General features: G+C 73.5%; 12 protein-coding genes. 3 read left to right on the top strand and 9 right to left on the bottom strand.

The features are described from left to right. Window positions 1-59: 59 nt before the first annotated feature. The 5 genes from OG710_RS26435 to OG710_RS26415 form a co-directional block, all read right to left on the bottom strand. Entirely contained in the window at window positions 60-1,028 is a 969-nt protein-coding gene (locus tag OG710_RS26435; protein ID WP_330241558.1) for a S66 peptidase family protein, read from the bottom strand. Next, entirely contained in the window at window positions 1,025-3,013 is a 1,989-nt protein-coding gene (locus OG710_RS26430) for a S9 family peptidase (protein WP_330241557.1), read from the bottom strand. Before OG710_RS26430 ends, OG710_RS26435 begins: the two co-directional genes overlap by 4 nt. Window positions 3,014-3,039: 26 nt before the next feature. Then, a complete protein-coding gene (locus OG710_RS26425; protein WP_330241556.1) occupies window positions 3,040-4,383 on the bottom strand; it encodes a M20/M25/M40 family metallo-hydrolase in 1,344 nt (447 codons plus the stop codon). Continuing rightward, complete coding sequence (locus tag OG710_RS26420) at window positions 4,376-5,209, bottom strand: M55 family metallopeptidase (protein ID WP_330241555.1); 834 nt, start codon at window positions 5,207-5,209, stop codon at window positions 4,376-4,378. The genes OG710_RS26425 and OG710_RS26420 overlap by 8 nt, the downstream gene beginning before the upstream one ends. Before the next feature lie 101 nt (window positions 5,210-5,310). Beyond that, window positions 5,311-6,315: an aldo/keto reductase gene (locus OG710_RS26415; protein ID WP_330241554.1), complete on the bottom strand. Its 1,005-nt coding sequence runs from the start codon at window positions 6,313-6,315 to the stop codon at window positions 5,311-5,313. A 133-nt stretch (window positions 6,316-6,448) separates the two neighbouring features. Here OG710_RS26415 and OG710_RS26410 point away from each other — a divergent pair, with 133 nt between their 5' ends. Next, the gene (locus OG710_RS26410) at window positions 6,449-7,390 is read left to right on the top strand and encodes a LysR family transcriptional regulator (RefSeq protein ID WP_330241553.1); all 942 of its coding nucleotides are present in this window, start codon (window positions 6,449-6,451) and stop codon (window positions 7,388-7,390) included. 70 nt (window positions 7,391-7,460) lie between these two features. On the opposite strand, the gene OG710_RS26405 is transcribed toward OG710_RS26410, so the two are convergent. From OG710_RS26405 to OG710_RS26390, 4 genes are all read right to left on the bottom strand, one after another. Beyond that, a complete protein-coding gene (locus OG710_RS26405; protein WP_330241552.1) occupies window positions 7,461-8,180 on the bottom strand; it encodes a class I SAM-dependent methyltransferase in 720 nt (239 codons plus the stop codon). 112 nt (window positions 8,181-8,292) lie between these two features. Further along, entirely contained in the window at window positions 8,293-10,743 is a 2,451-nt protein-coding gene (locus tag OG710_RS26400) for an ATP-binding SpoIIE family protein phosphatase (RefSeq protein ID WP_330241551.1), read from the bottom strand. A gap of 155 nt (window positions 10,744-10,898) precedes the next feature. Then, the gene (locus tag OG710_RS26395; RefSeq protein WP_330241550.1) at window positions 10,899-13,391 is read right to left on the bottom strand and encodes an MFS transporter; all 2,493 of its coding nucleotides are present in this window, start codon (window positions 13,389-13,391) and stop codon (window positions 10,899-10,901) included. Window positions 13,392-13,599: 208 nt separating this feature from the next. Beyond that, the gene (locus OG710_RS26390) at window positions 13,600-14,043 is read right to left on the bottom strand and encodes an SRPBCC family protein (protein WP_111339165.1); all 444 of its coding nucleotides are present in this window, start codon (window positions 14,041-14,043) and stop codon (window positions 13,600-13,602) included. 161 nt (window positions 14,044-14,204) lie between these two features. On the opposite strand from OG710_RS26390, the gene OG710_RS26385 reads away from it, so the two are divergent. Together OG710_RS26385 and OG710_RS26380 are read left to right on the top strand one after the other, a co-directional pair. Further along, the gene (locus OG710_RS26385; protein ID WP_330241549.1) at window positions 14,205-15,251 is read left to right on the top strand and encodes an Rv2578c family radical SAM protein; all 1,047 of its coding nucleotides are present in this window, start codon (window positions 14,205-14,207) and stop codon (window positions 15,249-15,251) included. A 132-nt stretch (window positions 15,252-15,383) separates the two neighbouring features. Beyond that, the gene (locus OG710_RS26380) at window positions 15,384-16,964 is read left to right on the top strand and encodes an alpha/beta hydrolase (protein WP_330241548.1); all 1,581 of its coding nucleotides are present in this window, start codon (window positions 15,384-15,386) and stop codon (window positions 16,962-16,964) included. Window positions 16,965-16,976: the final 12 nt, after the last annotated feature.

Raw genomic sequence — 16,976 nt, 5'->3', positions numbered from 1 at the left:
CCGTCCCCGCGGCCGCAGTTGTTCGGCCGTTCGGGTGACGTGGCGGGGGAAGAGGCTGGTCAGCGCAGTGCGGGCACGTCGAGCGTGAGGGTGGCGGGGCCGCCGTCTGCCGGAGCGTCCAGCACGGCCGGGACGCCGAGCGGGATCGTCAGCCCGGTCGGGCCGTGCCCGAAGCCCAGTTCCTCGACGACCGGGACGCCCAGGGGCCCGAGCCGGTCGGCGAGCACCGCGCGCACCTTGTCGTACGGCCCGCATCCCGCCCAGGAGCCGCAGGCGACCCCGGCGACGCCGTCCAGCGCCCCGGACCGCAGCAGTTGGGTGAGGATGCGGTCGAGGCGGTACGGGTCCTCGGTGGTGTCCTCGACGACCAGCAGGCCGCCCCGGCCGGAGGTACGGCCGTGCGGGGTGCCCAGGTCGGCGGCGAGCAGACTGACGCAGCCGCCGTACGTGATGCCGCGCGCCCGGCCCGGCACCAGCGCCCGCGCCTCCTCCGGGCCCAGGGTGCGCACGGTCTCGGGTGCGAACAGGGTGGCGCGCAGCGACTCCTGGGTGCGCGGGTCCTTGAGGAAGGTCTCGGCGCCCACCATGGGCCCGTGCAGGGTCGCGGTCCCGGTCCGCAGGGCGAACGCCTCGTGCAGCACGGTGATGTCGCTGTAGCCGACGAACACCTTGGGGCCGGCCGCGCGCATCGCCGCCCAGTCCACCAGGTCGACCATGCGGTGCGCGCCGTAGCCGCCGCGTGCGCAGATCACCGCGTCCACGGAGGGGTCGCACCAGGCGTCCTGGAGGTCGCGGGCGCGGGCCTCGTCCGGGCCGGCGAGGTAGTCGAGGTCGCGGTGCGCGTCGAGCGTGTGCGGCATCGGCACGGGGTCGAGGCCCCAGCCGCGCAGGATGTCCAGGCCGGCCGCCATCCGCTCGGCGGGGACGGGCCCGCTCGGGGAGACCACGGCGACCCGCGCCCCCGGCCGCAGCCGGGCGGGGCGGGCCAGCGGGGTGAGCGGGGCCCGCCGGACACCCCCGAGGGTCACCGCTCCAGCTCCAGGGCGGGCACGTCCGGCCGGTCGAAGCCGAACACCTGCGCGTAAAGCGAGAGTTCGGACTCCAACGCATCGATCATGGTACTCGCGCGGCGGAAGCCGTGGCCCTCGCCGGGGTAGGTGCGGTACGCGTGCGGAATGCCCCGGCCCTCGACGGCGGCGAGGAAGCGCTCGCACTGCACGGGCGGGCAGATGGGGTCGTCCTCGCCCTGGAGCAGCAGGAACGGCACGGTGAGCCGGTCGGTGCGGCCGACCGGGGAGCGTTCCCGGTAGCGCTCGGGGACCTCCGCCAGGGGGCCGACGAGGGATTCCAGGTAGTGGGACTCGAAGTCGTGGGTCTCGTCGGTGCCCCAGCCGGTCAGGTCGAGGATGGGGTAGAGGATCGTGCCGCAGGCGTAGACGTCGGTGCCGGTCAGGGATGCGGCGCTGGTCCAGCCGCCGGCGCTGCCGCCCCGGACGGCGAGCCGGTCCGGGTCGGCGGTGCCCTCGGCGGCGAGCGCCCCGGCGACGGCGGCGCAGTCCTCCACGTCCACGACGCCCCACTGCTCGCGCAGCCGGTCGCGGTAGGCGCGGCCGTATCCGGCGGAGCCGCCGTAGTTGACCTCGGCGACGCCGATACCGCGCGAGGTGAAGTAGGCGATCTCCAGGTCCAGGACGAGCGCGGCGTGGCCGGTGGGCCCGCCGTGCGCCCACACCACGTAGGGCGGCCGTTCGTCGTCGGGGCCGGTGCGGGCGGGGTTGCGCGGCGGGTAGATCTGGGCGTGGATCTCCCGGCCGCCGGGCCCGGTGAAGGTGCGCAGGACGGGCTCGGGGTAGTGGGCCGGGTCGACGGCGTCCTCGTGCGGGGCGCCGATGATCCGGGTGTGGCCGGTCGCGGTGTCCAGCTCGACGATCTCGTAGCCGCTGTGCGGGCTCGCGGCGACGCCGGTGACCCTGGTCCCGCGCGCGGTGAGCGTCGGCGCCCACTCGGTCCAGGGGCCGGCGATGTCCACGAGTTCGCCGGTCTCCGGGTCGAGGATGCCGAGCGTGGTGGTGCCGGTGCCGTGGAGGGTGGCGACGAGCCCGTTCTCCAGGGCGCGGAACCAGACGAGCCCGATCTTCCACAGCGGTCCGGCGAACTCCTCCCGCCGGGGGCAGAGTTCCTCGCTCACGCCGCTGTCGGGGTCGAGCCGGTGGAGGTTCCACCAGCCGCTGCGGTCGCTCGCCAGCAGCAGCCGGCCGTCGCCGGTCCACTGGATCTGCGGCACGGACTCCTCGGGGCCGCCGGCCACGGTGCGTACGTCGTGGAAGGTGCCGTCGTCCGCGACGGACGCGAGGAGGACGTCGGTGCCGTCCCAGGGCATACGGGGGTGGTCCCAGGCGATCCAGGCGGCGCGGCGGCCGTCCGGGGAGAGTTCGGGGGCGGTGACGAACCGGTGCCGTTCGGCGGTGAGTTCGCGGACGGCGGAGCGGTCGCCGGCCGCCGATCCGTCGAGCGGTACGGCGGCCGGGACGCGGCGCACGGCGCCGGGCGCGTCGCCGGTGAACTCCTCCAGCACGCACCAGACCTCGCCCGCCGTGCCCCGGCCGGGGTGCGGGCGCGGGTCGGCCCAGCGCAGTCCGCCGCCGACGCCGGACACCGGGGTGAGCGGCCAGGGGTCGCGGTCGCCGTCGGGCTCGTAGGCGTACAGCCGCTGGTCGTCGAAGTGGACGAAGACGATCAGCGGGCCGCCCTCGGCGCGTTCGGTGCCGGCCCAGGGCTGTCCGCCGTACTCGATGACGCGGCTGCGCACGTTCCAGGGGGCGGGCAGTTCGGTGGTGGTGCCGTCCTCCCGGCGGCGGACGAGGGTGCGCCGGCCGGCCTCGGCGGGGCGCGGCGCGGTCCACCACAGTTCGTCGCCGACCGCGCCCGCGTATTCGGGGCGGCCGTCGTGGGAGGCGGCGAGCGCGGCGTCGATCGGTGAGGGCCAGCTGCCGTAGGGCTGTGTCGTCGGCATGGGTGTCGGTCTCCCCCGGATGTGGTTCAGGCGGTACGCAGATAGTGGTCCAGGACCCGGACGCCGAAGTGCAGCGCGTCCACGGGGACGCGTTCGTCCACGCCGTGGAAGAGGGCCTGGTAGTCGAAGCCGGCGGGCAGTTTCAGCGGCGAGAAGCCGTAGCCGGTGATGCCGAGCCGGGAGAACTGCTTGGCGTCGGTGCCGCCGGACATGCAGTACGGCACGACGTGCCCGTCCGGGTCGAAGCGTTCGACGGCGGCGCGGAGCTTGGCGTACGTGGGTGAGTCGACGGGGGCCTGGAGGGCGACCTCGCGGTGGTGGAACTCCCAGTCGACGGCGGGGCCGGTGAGCCGGTCCAGGGTGGCGCGGAACTCGTCGTCGCCGCCGGGGACGGTGCGGCCGTCGATGTGGGCGGTGGCCCGGCCCGGAATGACGTTGACCTTGTAACCGGCTTCCAGCATCGTCGGGTTGGAGCTGTTGCGGACGGTGGGGGCGACAAGGGCGGCGGCCGGGCCCAGCTTGCCGAGGAGTTCGTCGACGTCGAAGCCGGGTGCGTCGAGGTCGGGGTGGATGCCGTGGAGCGCGGCGATCTCGGTGAGCGCGGCGCGGACGGTGGGGGTGAGGCGGACGGGCCATTCGTGGGCGCCGATCCGGGCGACGGCCGCGGCGAGCGCGGTGACGGCGTTGGCCCGGTTGACCTTGGAGCCGTGTCCTGCGGTGCCGCGCGCGGTGAGCCTGAGCCATGCGGTGCCGCGTTCGCCGGCCGCGATGGGGTAGAGCGGCAGGTTGGGCGCGGCGTGGAAGGTGAAGGCGCCGGACTCGCTGATGCCTTCGGTGCAGCCGTCGAAGAGGCCGGCGTGCCGGTCGGCGAGGAAGGCGGAGCCGTCGTCGGCGCTGGCCTCCTCGTCGGCGGTGTAGGCGATGACGATGTCGCGGCGGGGGCGGATGCCGGCGCGGGCCCAGTACCGGACGACGGCCAGGACCATCGCGTCCATGTTCTTCATGTCGATGGCGCCGCGCCCCCACACGATGCCGTCGCGCACCTCGCCGGAGAAGGGGTGCACGGTCCAGTCGGCGGCCTCGGCGGGCACCACGTCCAGGTGGCCGTGGACCAGGAGCGCGGGGGCGGCCGGGTCGGTGCCGGGGATGCGGGCGACGACGTTGGTGCGGCCGGGGGTGCGTTCCAGGAGCGCGGGTTCCAGGCCGGTGGCGGCGAGCCGTTCGGCGGTGTACTCGGCGGCGGGGCGTTCGCGGCACTCGCCGTCGCCCCGGTTGGTGGTGTCGATGCGGATCAGTTCGGAGGTGAACGTCACCGCTTCGTCGAGCGCGAGGGCGTCGACGGAGTCCTGGGGGGCGGTCGCCTCAGCCATACTGCTCCTCCACGGCGGACGACACGATCGTCGTCACCGCTTTGAACGTGCGGATACCTTCGTACATCGTCGCGCTGGTGTAGGAGACCCGCCTCTCGCCGCTCGGGGCGACGCCGGGGACGACGGTGGCCGCCGCGCCGAGGTGTTCGGCGTCGAACTCCAGCTCCACGGTGAACGGCCCGGCCTCGACCGGGGTGTACCGGCCGGCCAGCGGTACGGCGCGGGCGGCGGCGGCCCGGATGTCGGCTGCGGTCCTGGCGGGGGTGCGGCAGACGGCCGCGTACCGCGACACATGGTCCTTGACGGCGACCTTCTGCGCGTCGGGGGCGTACCCCCGGGCGTCGGCGCAGGTCAGGTCGTCCCCGGTGACCAGGACGACGGGCACGCCGTACTCGGCGGCGACATGGGCGTTGAGCAGGCCCTCACTGGCGCGTACGCCGTTCAGCCAGACGCCGGTGATGGAGTTGGCGAGGTAGGTGTGGGCGAGGACGCCCTCCGTACCGGCGCCGGTGTGGTAGCCGACGAAGGCGATGGCGTCCACGTCGCCGTGCTGGATGCCCTCGACCATGCTGAGCGACTTGTGCTTGCCGGTGAGCATCTGGACGCGCTCGTCCATGCGTTCGATGAGCAGGTTGCGCATGGACCAGTGGGCCTCGTTGATCAGCACCTCGTCCGCTCCGCCGTCGTAGAAGCCGAGGGCGGCGGCGTTGACGTCGGAGGTGAACAGGGAGCGGCACCGCTCCCACTGCGGGGTGCCGGGCAGCACGTCCGCCGGCCAGGTCACGCCGGTGGCGCCTTCCATGTCGGCGCTGACGAGGATCTTCATGCGGCCACACGGTACGCGCCGGGGAACGCGCGGGCCAGGGCTGTCGGGGACGCCACAGGTTCAGTCCAGTGGCGTCCCCCGGCGGTCGGTGCGGCGGGATGTCAGCCGCGCCGGGCGCCCTTCAGGAGCTTCTCGATCCGGGCGAGTTCGCTGTCGTCGAAGTCCAGGTTGCCGACGGCGGCGACGTTGTTCTCCAGCTGGGCGACGCTGCTCGCGCCGACCACCGCGGAGGTGACGCGGCCGCCGCGCAGCACCCAGGCCAGCGCCAGCTGGGCGAGCGACTGGCCGCGCGCGGCGGCGAGTCCGTTCAGCTCGCGCAGCCGGGACAGCAGGTCCGGCGTGACCGCTTCGGCCGACAGGAACGGGCTGCTGCCGGCGGCACGGGAGTCCTCCGGGATGCCGTCGAGGTAGCGGTCGGTGAGGATGCCCTGCTCCAGCGGCGAGTAGGCGATGGAGCCGATGCCCAGCTCGTCCAGGGCGGTGAGCAGCCCCTCCTCCTCCGGCCGGCGGTCGAGCATCGAGTAGCGCGGCTGGTGGATGAGGAGCGGGGTGCCCAGGTCCTTGAGGATGCGGGCGGCCTCGCGGGTCTGCTCGGGTGAGTAGTTGGAGACGCCGACGTAGAGCGCCTTGCCCTGGCGCACCGCCGCGTCGAGCGCTCCCATGGTCTCTTCGAGCGGGGTCTCGGGGTCGGGCCGGTGCGAGTAGAAGATGTCGACGTAGTCCAGGCCGAGCCGGGTCAGGCTCTGGTCCAGCGAGGCCAGCAGGTTCTTGCGCGAGCCCCACTCGCCGTACGGGCCGTCCCACATGAGGTAGCCGGCCTTGGTGGAGACGACGATCTCGTCCCGGTGGGCGGCGAAGTCCGTGGCGAGCGCCCGGCCCATCGCGGTCTCGGCGGAGCCGGGCGGCGGGCCGTAGTTGTTGGCCAGGTCGAAGTGGGTGATGCCCAGGTCGAAGGCGCGGCGCAGGATCTCGCCCTGTCGCTGCGGTGTCCGGTCCCCGCCGAAGTTGTGCCACAGGCCGAGCGAGAGCGCGGGCAGCTTGAGGCCGCTGCGCCCGGTGCGCCGGTAGGGCATGTGGTCGTAGCGGTCGGCGGACGGGATGTACATGCGGGGCTCCACGGGGAGAGACGTTCCGGATTCGCCCGGACGGGGGTACGGGCGCCGCTCCCAGGCTCGCTCACTTCGATCCAGCGGTCCAACAGGAGATTCCGCTTGGATTCAGTGCCTAGAGTTCTCAATCATGGAGTTGCGCCAGCTGGAACATTTCGTGGCCGTTGCCGAGGAACGGCATTTCACTCGGGCGGCGGAGCGGGTCGCCGTCTCGCAGTCGGGTCTCTCCGCCTCCGTGCGGGCGCTGGAGCAGGAGCTGCGGACGCCGCTGTTCAGCCGGACCACGCGCAGCGTACGGCTGACCGAGGCGGGGCGCGCTCTGCTGGTCGAGGCCGAACGGACCCTGGCCGGGGTGCGGGCCGCGAAGGAGGCGGTGGACGCGGTACGGGGGCTGCTGCGCGGCACCCTGTCGGTGGGGGTGGAGCAGTGCGTGGCCGGGCTGCGGCTGCCCCGGCTGCTGGCCGCCTTCCATCGGGCGCACCCGCACATGGACATCCGGCTGCGCCAGGAGGGCACGGCGCGGCTGGTGGACGGGGTGGCGGGCGGCCGGCTGGACATCGCCTTCGCCGCGACGGTGGACCGGGCGGGCTGGCGCGGGGAGCTGGTGCCGCTGGCCCGCGAGCCCCTGGTGCTGCTGTGTGCGCCGGACCACCGGCTGGCGGCGGCGGGCCGGGCGGGGTGGGCGGAGCCGGCCGGTGAGCCGTTCATCGACTTCCACCCGGACTTCGGGCCGCGCCGGGCGGCCGACGCGGCGTTCGCGGCGGCGGGGGTGCGGCGCACGGTGGCCCTGGAGGTGACCGACGTACACAGCCTGTTGGAACTGGTCCGGGAGCGGCTGGGCATCGCGCTCGTCCCCCACCACTTCTCGCGCAAGCCGGAGGCGCGCGGGCTGGCGGTGGTGCGGCTCGACGGGGCGGGTGAGGCGTGCGGTGCCGGGGCGGGGTGCGGGGCGGAGGTGCCGTACTACGAGAGTTCGGTGGTGCTCCCGGAGGCGCGGGCGATGAGTCCGGGGGCTCGGGCGCTCATGGCGCTGCTGCGCGAGGAGGACGGCGCGGCGGAGGGCGGGGGCTGACCGGGAGGCGGGGCGGAGGGGCGGTTCCACGGCGTGGGCCCGCCCCTCCCCCGGTCACGTCCCGTCCCGGTCAGCCCGCGGCCAGGACGAACCACCTCGCCGGCAGGTCGATCCGGGTGCCGTCCGGCAGGTTCTCCGTCTGCGGCAGGACCGTTTCGCCACTGTCCAGCGTGGTGAGTCCGGCCGCCTTCAGCAGCTCGGGCACCTCCTGCTCGGTGGCGCTCGCCGGCTTGAGCCCGTGTTCGAGGACCCGGCGCAGCTTCGGCCCCGGCCCGTCCGGCCCCTGGGAGGCGCGTCGCAGCACGTCCTTGGAGGCGGGGGTCAGCTCGACGACGAAGGCCCGGCCGCGTTCGCCCAGCAGGGTGGCCACGGCGGCGGCGACGGCCGGACGTGCCTCGGGGTCGCTCTGGTGGATCACCGCCCGCATGTACACATTGGTGTCGCCGATCCGCTCGTGCAGGGCGCGCACGGCGTCGGAGTCGGTGAGGTCGAGCCGTTCGAATTCGGCGACCTGCCCGGTGTCCGCCTTGCGGGCGTGCTCGACCGCCGCGTACGAGAGGTCCACCCCGATCGCGCGGGGGAAGAGCGTGGCGAGGTGGCGGGTCTGCGTACCGCTGCCGCAGCCGAGGTCCACGACGGGCAGCGTGGTGTCCGCGTACGGCAGGAGCAGCCTGCTGTGCGGGACGGCGCTCAGGTCCGCGACGGCGTCCCAGATCGCCTCGCCCGGCTCGTCGGACGTGGCCGCCCAGTAGCCCTCCCACGCCTCGCGGTATTGCTGTGACACACCCATGCGTACTCCCGAGTCCCGTCGTACCTGCCTGATCTGCTCAGCCACGGACTACTGCCCAAAGGGGCTCCGGGGCAAGGGTGCGGGACCGAAATGAGGGGCGATCTCCCTTTCGTCAGCGGCTGTTGGGCCGGCGCCGCAGTCTGCGCGGGTCGCGGGGCAGGGCCAGTTCGAACCAGACGGTCTTGCCGCGCGCGGTGCCGCTGGTGCCCCACTCGCGGGCGAGGCTGCTCACCAGGACGAGTCCCCGGCCGCCCTCGTCGTTCTCGGTGACGCCGAGGAGGGAGGCGGGGGCGGGCTCGTCGTCGCTGACCTCGCACAGCAGCGCGTCGGTGCGGACCAGCCGGAGGCCGATGTGATGGGTGCGGCTGTGCTTGAAGGCGTTGGTCACCAGCTCGCTGACCATCAGTTCGGCCGCCTCCACGGCGTCCGGCAGCTCCCAGTCGAGCAGCTTGCCGCGCACCAGGCGGCGGGCGCGGGAGACCTCGCGCGGGTCGAGGGCGAGCTGCCACTCGGCGACGTCCTCGTCCGCGATGCCGTTGAGCCGGGCCATCAGCAGGGCGACGTCGTCCTTGCGGCCCCCGGTGGGGTTCAGGGCGCGGATGATGGTGTCGCAGGCGTCGTCCATCGAGGCGGCGGGATGGGCGGCGGAGGCGCAGAGCGCGGCGATCCCGGCGCCGATGTCCTGGCCGCGCACCTCGACCAGGCCGTCCGTGCACAGGATCAGCCGGTCGCCGGGGCGCACCCGTACGGTGGCGGTCTCGAAGGCGACGCCGCCGACGCCGATGGGCGCCCCGGTCGGCAGGTCGAGGAGTTCGGCGCGGCCGTCCTCCGCGCGGACCAGCACGGGCGGGATGTGACCGGCGTTGGCGATCTGCACCTCGCCAGCGATCGGGTCGTAGACCGCGTACAGGCAGGTCGCGAGGTACTGCTCGCCGAGGCGCTGCGCGAGGTCGTCGAGGTTGCGCAGGAGCTGGGCGGGCGGCAGCTCCATGGTGGCCATGGTCAGCACGGCGGTCCGCAGCTGGCCCATCATCGCCGCCGAGTTGAGGCCGTGGCCCATCACGTCACCGACGACCAGCGCGGTGCGCGAGCCGGGCAGCTTCACGGAGTCGAACCAGTCGCCGCCGATCCGGCCGAGGCGGGTGCCGGGCAGATAGCGGGTGGCGATGTCGCAGCCGGCCATGCGCGGTTCGACGGTGGGCAGCATGCTGTCCTGGAGCGTGTCGGCGACGTTCTCCTGGTAGGTGTACATGCGGGCGTTGTCCAGGACGAGCCCGGCGCGGGCGGCGAGTTCGGCGCCGGTGGTGCGGTCCATGTCGTCGAACTGCTCGCGGCCGGGGCGGCGCATCAGGACCATGAAGCCGAGGACCACGTCGCGCGCCTTGAGCGGCACGATGAGCAGCGAGCGGTGGGTGATCAGCGGGCGCAGGTCCCGCTTCTCGAACTCGCCGGAGATCCGGTTGCTCAGCTCCTCGCTGACGTAGGGCACGATGACGGGTTCGCCGGTGACCATGCACTGGAAGAACGGGGTGTGCTCGGGGAAGGCGATGGACTCGCCCACCGGCACGGTGTCGTCCCAGCGGCCCGGTTCGTCGTTGTGCTCGACCCAGACGCGGTGCCAGATGGTGGTGACGTCGGGCGGTCCGTCCGGGAAGCCCTCGCCGGCGAGGACGGCGGCGCGCAGATGCGTGCCCGCGAAGTCGGTGAAGCGGGGGACGGCGGCGCTGGTGACCTCGCGGATGGTGCGTTCGAGGTCGAGCGAGGTGCCGATGCGGCCGCTGACCTCGTTGAGGAACTCCAGCCGTTCGCGGACCGCCGCGTATTCGAGGTCCAGCTCGGGCCGGGGCGCGGTGCGCGGGGCCGCCGTCCCGTCGGCCCGCTGCGGGCCCTGCGGTACGGGCAGGGCGCCGGCCCGCTTGGGCACGCCCCAGTCCGGGGTGACCGGGATGCGCTCGTGGTGGCTGAACTCCAGGACCGGGTAGCCGAGTTCGAGGACCTGGGCGACGATCCGGGTGGCTTCCTGGACGCTCATGTTCGGCAGGATCTCCGGCAGCCGGGCGGAGAGTTCCGGGTAGCCGGGGAAGTCGGTGTGCCGGGCGAATCCGGGCGTGACCGTACGGGCTCGCGGGTGGCCCGCGTCGTCCGTGCCGCGCAGCGGGGCGTGGTCGGCGGCGAGCACCAGTAGCCGTTCCGGACCGGGTCCGACGAGCGGATAGGCCCACCAGAGCACGTCGGTGCGTTCGCTGCCGGGCCGGTCGGCGCGGGCCCGGCCGGCCGCCGGGTAGGCGAAGTCCCCGCTGAGGGAAGCGTCGAGCGCGGGACCGTACTCCTCGTCCGGCGCCGGAAGGGAGCCGTGCGCGGCCAACACGCCGGATACCGGCAGCAGTTCGCCCGCCGGGCAGCCGACCGCGTCCTCGCGGGCGACGCCGAAGAGCTTGCGCGCACCGGTCGACCAGTGCGAGACACGGCCCTCCGTGTCGACGACGACCACGGCGAGCGGTACCCGGCCCGCCGCGCCGTCACGCGGCTGTGGTGTCCTCTGCGGCGGCACACCGAGGTCCATGAGGGGGAGGCTCCTTCCTCACCGCGACGTTCCGCGGCGCGTGACTCCACGGTACGGGGCCGCGACCGGCGTCCGCCGGTTATCGGCCCAATCCCCCGAAGGGGTGGTGCGCCCCGCGCGTCGGGGGGCGCAACGCCGCTTCGCTTCCGGGGTGTTCAGTCTTCGTGTCCGAGCTGGAGGTCCCGCTCGGTGCGACCGCCGCCGGCGACCTGGAGGACGGTGGCGACGGGCGGGTAGCCGGCCGCGATCACGGTGTACTCGCCGGTGGAGAGGTCGACGAACCGGAAGGCGCCGTCCGGGCCGGTGGTGACGGTGTCGACGACGTTGCCGGCCGCGTCGAGCAGGGTGACGCGGGCGTCCTCGACGGGCCGCCCGCCGCCGGCCCGTACGATGCCGCGCAGCACGGCGCCGCCGGCCAGTTCGATGTCCTGCCGGGTCTCCCTGGCCGCCTGCACGCTGACCGGGAGCGCGGCGGGGCGGAACGCCGGGGCGGACGCGGCGAGGGTGTACTCGCCGGCGACCAGTTCGGTGATCACATAGCCGCCCTCGCGGCCGCTGCGGGTCGAGGCGACGACCTCGCCGCGTACGTCGGTGAGGGTGACGGCCGCGTCGCGCACGGGCGCGCCGTCCGCCGTCAGGACGGCCCCGGCGAGCCGGCCGGCACCGCCGAGGACCACGTCGAGTTCGACCGGGCGTTCGCCCACGGTGACGCTGACGGCCTGGGGCTGGTGGCCGCCGGCCGCGGCGATCAGGACGTACGATCCGGCGCCCGGCACGCTGAGCGCGTACCGGCCCTCCTCGCCGCTGGCGCCCCGGCCGATCTGCCGGCCCTGGACGTCGATGAGGGTGAGGGCGGCGCGCGGCACCTTCGTACCGTCGGAGTGCTGGACGCTGCCGGAGACCGGGACGCCGGAGAGGTAGCCGGCGGCGTGGTCGGTGCGGGCGGTGGGGATGGGGACGGTTTCGGCGGCGGTCTCGGGGCCCGCGGCGGGGGCGGGTGCTGCGGTGGTTTCCGGGCTGTGGGACACCAGCGGTTTCTCCTTGAGGAAGAAGGCGAAGAAGAGGCCGAGCACGAGGACCGGCACGAGGTAGAGGAAGATCCGGGGCATCGCGTCGGCGTACGCCTGGATGTAGGCGTCCCGCAGCGCGGGGTCCATCGCGTGCACCAGTTGCGGGGTGATCGACTCCGGGTCGGGCAGGTCCGCTCCGGAGGGCAGCCGTACGGCGAGCGCGTCGGCCAGCCGTCCGGCGAACAGGGTGCCGAAGACGGCGGCGCCGACGCTGCCGCCGATCTGCCGGAAGTAGTTGTTGGCGCTGGTGGCGGTGCCCAGGTCGGCGGGGCGCACGGAGTTCTGCACGGCGAGGACGAGTACCGGCATGACCAGCCCGATGCCGAGGCCGAGGACCGCCTGCGCCACGCTGTATTCGAGGCGCCCGGTGTCGGTCTCCAGCCGGGACAGCAGCCACATGCCCACCGCGGAGACCGCGCTGCCCGCGATCGGGTAGACGCGGTAGCGCCCGGTACGGGAGATGAGCTGGCCGGAGACGACGGAGGCGCCGACGATGCCGCCCATCATGGGGAGCATCAGCAGCCCGGACTCGGTGGCGGTGGCGCCGTCGACCATCTGGAGGAAGGTCGGCAGATAGCTGGCCGCGCCGAACAGGGCCACGCCGACGACCGCGCCGACCAGGGCGGTGACGTTGAAGATGGAGTCCCGGAACAGCCGGAGCGGGATGACCGGTTCCGCCGCGCGCCGCTCGACGAGCACGAACAGCAGAGTCGTTCCGGCGGCTCCGGCGCCCAGTCCCAGGATGGTGCCCGAGTCCCAGGCGTACTCCGTGCCGCCCCAGCTGGTCAGCAGGACGAGGCAGGTGGAGGCGGCGGCCAGCAGCGCGGCGCCGAGGATGTCGAGCCGGGGCCGCACGGTGGGCCGGGGCAGTTTGAGGACGACGGTGATCACGGCGAGGGTGACCAGGCCGAACGGCACATTGATGTAGAAGCACCAGCGCCAGGAGGCGTGGTCGGTGAAGAAGCCGCCGAGCAGCGGTCCCGCCACCGAGGCGAGGCCGAAGGCGGCGCCGATGAGGCCCATGAACCGGCCGCGTTCGCGGGGCGGGACCACGTCCGCGATGATCGCCTGCACGCCGATCATCAGCCCGCCGCCGCCCACGCCCTGGAGCGCCCGGAAGGCGATCAACTGGTCCATCGTGCGGGACCAGCCGGCCAGTGCGGAGCCGACGACGAAGACGACGATGGCGAACTGGAAGACGCCCTTGCGCCCGAAGAGGTCGCCGAGCTTTCCGTAGACCGGCAGCCCGATCGTGGAGGCCAGCAGATAGGCGGTGACCGCCCAGGACATCTTCTCCAGGCCGTGCAGCTCGCCGACGATCTTCGGCAGGGCGGTCGCCACGATCATCTGGTCGAGCGCCGCGAGCAGGAGCGTGAGCATCAGCCCGACGAAGATCAGCCGGACGCGGCGCGGGTCCGTCGCGGCCGCGCCGTCCGGCCCGCCCGGAACGGCGGCGTCCGGGGCGGTCTCGCGCGCGGTGGGCGGCGGCGGGGAGGGTGGCGGGGCGGTCCCGGACGCCTCGTCGGCGTCCCCCGGTCCCCCCGGCTCGTCCTCCAGCAGTGTGATCCCACCCACCACGTCCCGCTCCCCTCGTCGTGCTGCCGCACATTTCTCGCATCGTGCGACAAGTGAGGGCAAACGCGAAGGGGGGCGCCGGCGGCGCACTCAGGGGGCGTATCCCCCGGTCGGAGGTAGTACGGCGCACAACCACCACGCCGCGAAAGACCACCCGAACCGGTGAGGCCGGGCGTGCGGGCGGGACCGGCCCGCACGCCCGGTCACGGCGTCAGTTCTCGACCTTGGCGGCGAGGTTCTGGAGCAGTTCGTCGTAGATGCGGGCGAGGCCCTTGGGCGCGAAGGTCCGCTCGAAGAAGCCGCCGATGCCCCCGGCACCGTTCCACACGGTCGTGACGACGGCCTTGGAGCGGCCCTCGCCGGCTGGGGTGACGACCCAGGTGGTGACCATCGAGGAGTTGCGGTCCTTCTCCACGAGCTGCCCGTCGGTCGGCTCGGTGACGTCGAGCAGGCAGTCGCGGACCCGCTTGCTGGTGGCCTGGAGCTTCCAGTGGACGAGGGTGCCCTCGCCGTCGCCGCCCTCGCGCACCTCGTACTCGCTGAAGTGGGCTGGCAGCACGGTGCCGCGGACGTCCTTGTAGTCGGCCAGGGCGTCGAACACCGCCTCCGCGTCCGCCGCGATGATCCGCTCCGTCGTGGCCTCGACCTGCGCCATGGCTGTTCCTCCAGCACTCGGTTGTTCGGGGGTGTGCTGAGCCAACCACCTCGGGGGGCGGGCACAAAATCCGGCTCTGGACGGAGTCCGGGACGAAGGGGAAAAAACGATCATGGGAACAAGTGTTCTATTCTCGGTCCGGAACTACCGAGGAGGCATCCATGCGCTGGGACAATCTGGCCGAAGACCGCGCCGACCGCCCCGCGGGCGGTACGGGTGCGCTCTTCGCCGCCGACGCCGTGACGACGCGGACCTTCGACACCCCTGAATTCAGGGGCATCACCTTCCACGAGATCCGGGCCCGTTCGATCGTGAACCGGGTGCCCGGCGCCTCCCGGATGCCGTTCGAGTGGACGGTGAACCCGTACCGGGGCTGCACGCACGCCTGTGTCTACTGCTTCGCGCGCAAGACCCACAGCTATCTGGACCTCGACACCGGGATCGGCTTCGACTCGCAGATCGTCGTCAAGGTCAACGCCCCCGAACTGGTCCGCCGCGAGATCGCCTCGCCGCGCTGGCACGGCGCGCACATCGCGATGGGCACCAATGTGGACTGCTACCAGCGGGCGGAGGGCCGCTACCGGCTGATGCCCGGCATCCTGAGCGCCCTGCGCGACCACGCCAACCCGTTCTCGATCCTGACCAAGGGCACGCTGATCCTGCGCGATCTGGAGCTGCTGCGGCAGTCCGCCGAGGTCACCGAGGTCGGCGTCTCGGTCTCGGTGGGCTTCGTCGACGCCGGGCTGTGGCGCACCGTGGAGCCCGGCACGCCCTCGCCGGAGCGCCGGCTCGACGTCGTACGGAGGCTGAGCGAGGCCGGTATCGGCTGCGGGGTACTGATGGCGCCGGTCGTCCCGTACCTGGGCGACAGCCCCGAGCAGCTGCGGGCCACGGTCCGCGCGATCGCCGCCGCGGGCGCCACCTCGGTGACCCCGCTCGTCCTGCATCTGCGCCCCGGCGCGCGCGAGTGGTTCATGGAGTGGCTGGGTCACCACCATCCGCATCTCGTACGGCGCTACGAGCGGCTGTACGCGGACGGCGCCTACGCGCCCACCTGGTACCAGCGCCGCATCACCCGGCACGTCCACGAGCTGGCGGCCGAGTACGGCATCGGGCCCGCGCACCGGGGCACGCCCCGCAGGCTCCCCCGGCGCGAGCCGCGTCCGCCGCTCGACGACTCCGAACCCACCCAGCTGACCCTCCTGTGAGCACCCGCCCACGCACACCGCGCGCAAACGGGTCATCTCTCCGCACAACGGGCCCTCCCGGCGCCGAATCCGGGGAACATGCGGCGGGGGCTGCGTCCCGCGCAGCCGTGTTCCCCCGTATCGGGAGGCCATATGACGAACCGTCCAATCCTGCTGCTCGCCGTCGGGGCGACGGTCGCCGGTCTGGTGACCGCCGCCCCGGCCGCCGCGGACACCACCGCCACACCCCGCGCCGCGCCGATCACCTGGAAGGACTGCGGGACGGCGTCGTCCCCGACGCTCCAGTGCGGCACGGTGAGCTCCCCGCTCGACCACGACGACCCGGCGGGCCGCCACATCACCCTCGCCCTGACCCGGGTGCCGCACACCGCCAAGACCTTCCAGGGCCCGCTGCTGGTGAATCCGGGCGGCCCCGGCGGCAGCGGCCTGTCGATGGCCCCCTTCGTCGCCGCCTCGCTGCCGGAGAAGGTCGCCGCCCAGTACGACGTGATCGGTTTCGACCCGCGCGGCGTCGGGAAGAGCCGGCCGGCCCTGGACTGCCTGCCGGGGTACTTCGACCCCGTACGGCCCGACCCGGTGCCGCAGTCCCTCGGCGGCGAGCGGATCAACCGCAACCGGGCCCGTGACTTCGCGGCCGCCTGCGGCGAGAAGTACCCGGACCTGCTCCCGTACATGGACACGGTGAGCGCGGCCAAGGACCTGGACGTGATCCGGCGCGCGACCGGCGCCCGGCAGCTGAACTACTTCGGGTACTCCTACGGCACCTACCTCGGCGCGGTGTACGCCAAGCTCTTCCCGGAGCGGGTGCGGCGGCTGGTCCTCGACTCCAACGTGGACCCGGACGGCGTCTGGTACGACGACAACCTCGCCCAGGACTACGCGTTCGACACCCGGCACAAGGCGTTCGCCGCCTGGGTCGCGAAGTACGACGCCACCTACCACCTGGGCACCGACCCGGCCGCGGTCGAGGCCGCCTGGTACCGGATGCGGGACGCGGTGGAGAAGCACCCCGCGGGCGACCGGGTCGGCGCGGGCGAGCTGGACGACACGTTCCTGCCCGGCGGCTACTACAACGGCTACTGGCCGGCGCTGGCGGAGGCGTTCGCCGCCTATGTCAACGACGCGGACGAGAAGCCGCTCGTCGCCGCGTTCGAACGGTTCGCGGCGGTGGACGCGGACGGCGACAACGGGTACTCGGTCTACTCGGCCGTGCAGTGCCGGGACGCCTCCTGGCCGCGCATCTGGAACATCTGGCGCAGCGACACCTGGCGGGTGCACGCGAAGGCGCCGTTCATGGCGTGGGGCAACACCTGGTACAATGCGCCGTGCGCCGACTGGCCGGTGGCGCCGCTGAACCCGGTGCGCGTCTCCAACCACGAGCTGCCCCCGGCCCTGCTGTTCCAGGCCACCGACGACGCGGCCACCCCGTACGAGGGCGGCGTCACCCTGCATCGCAAGCTGCGCGGCTCCCGCCTGGTCGTCGAGCAGGGCGGCGGCAACCACGGGATCACCCTGAGCGGCAACGACTGCCTGGACCGCTACCTGGTGGACTACCTCGCCGACGGCACCCTGCCGCGCGACGGGCGGGGCGACGCGGACGCGGTCTGCCCGAAGCTTCCCGACCCGGAGCCGGAGGCCGACAAGGCGGCCCGCCCGGCCGCCCGCCCGGACCGCGGCAGCACGCTGCACGGCCTGCTGGGCTTCCACGGCTGACCCCTCGCGGGG

This window comes from Streptomyces sp. NBC_00525 (genome assembly GCF_036346595.1).
Taxonomy (GTDB): Bacteria; Actinomycetota; Actinomycetes; order Streptomycetales; family Streptomycetaceae; genus Streptomyces.
The sequence above is the reverse complement of the archived record's forward strand: the minus strand, read 5'-3'. Positions and strand labels throughout refer to the sequence as shown.

Coding starts and splice junctions, on each gene's coding strand:
- OG710_RS26430 (WP_330241557.1), bottom strand. CDS start 3,013: ATGCCGACGACACAGCCCTACGGCAGCTGGCCCTCACCGATCGACGCC.
- OG710_RS26425 (WP_330241556.1), bottom strand. CDS start 4,383: ATGGCTGAGGCGACCGCCCCCCAGGACTCCGTCGACGCCCTCGCGCTC.
- OG710_RS26420 (WP_330241555.1), bottom strand. CDS start 5,209: ATGAAGATCCTCGTCAGCGCCGACATGGAAGGCGCCACCGGCGTGACC.
- OG710_RS26415 (WP_330241554.1), bottom strand. CDS start 6,315: ATGTACATCCCGTCCGCCGACCGCTACGACCACATGCCCTACCGGCGC.
- OG710_RS26410 (WP_330241553.1), top strand. CDS start 6,449: ATGGAGTTGCGCCAGCTGGAACATTTCGTGGCCGTTGCCGAGGAACGG.
- OG710_RS26405 (WP_330241552.1), bottom strand. CDS start 8,180: ATGGGTGTGTCACAGCAATACCGCGAGGCGTGGGAGGGCTACTGGGCG.
- OG710_RS26400 (WP_330241551.1), bottom strand. CDS start 10,743: ATGGACCTCGGTGTGCCGCCGCAGAGGACACCACAGCCGCGTGACGGC.
- OG710_RS26390 (WP_111339165.1), bottom strand. CDS start 14,043: ATGGCGCAGGTCGAGGCCACGACGGAGCGGATCATCGCGGCGGACGCG.
- OG710_RS26385 (WP_330241549.1), top strand. CDS start 14,205: ATGCGCTGGGACAATCTGGCCGAAGACCGCGCCGACCGCCCCGCGGGC.
- OG710_RS26380 (WP_330241548.1), top strand. CDS start 15,384: ATGACGAACCGTCCAATCCTGCTGCTCGCCGTCGGGGCGACGGTCGCC.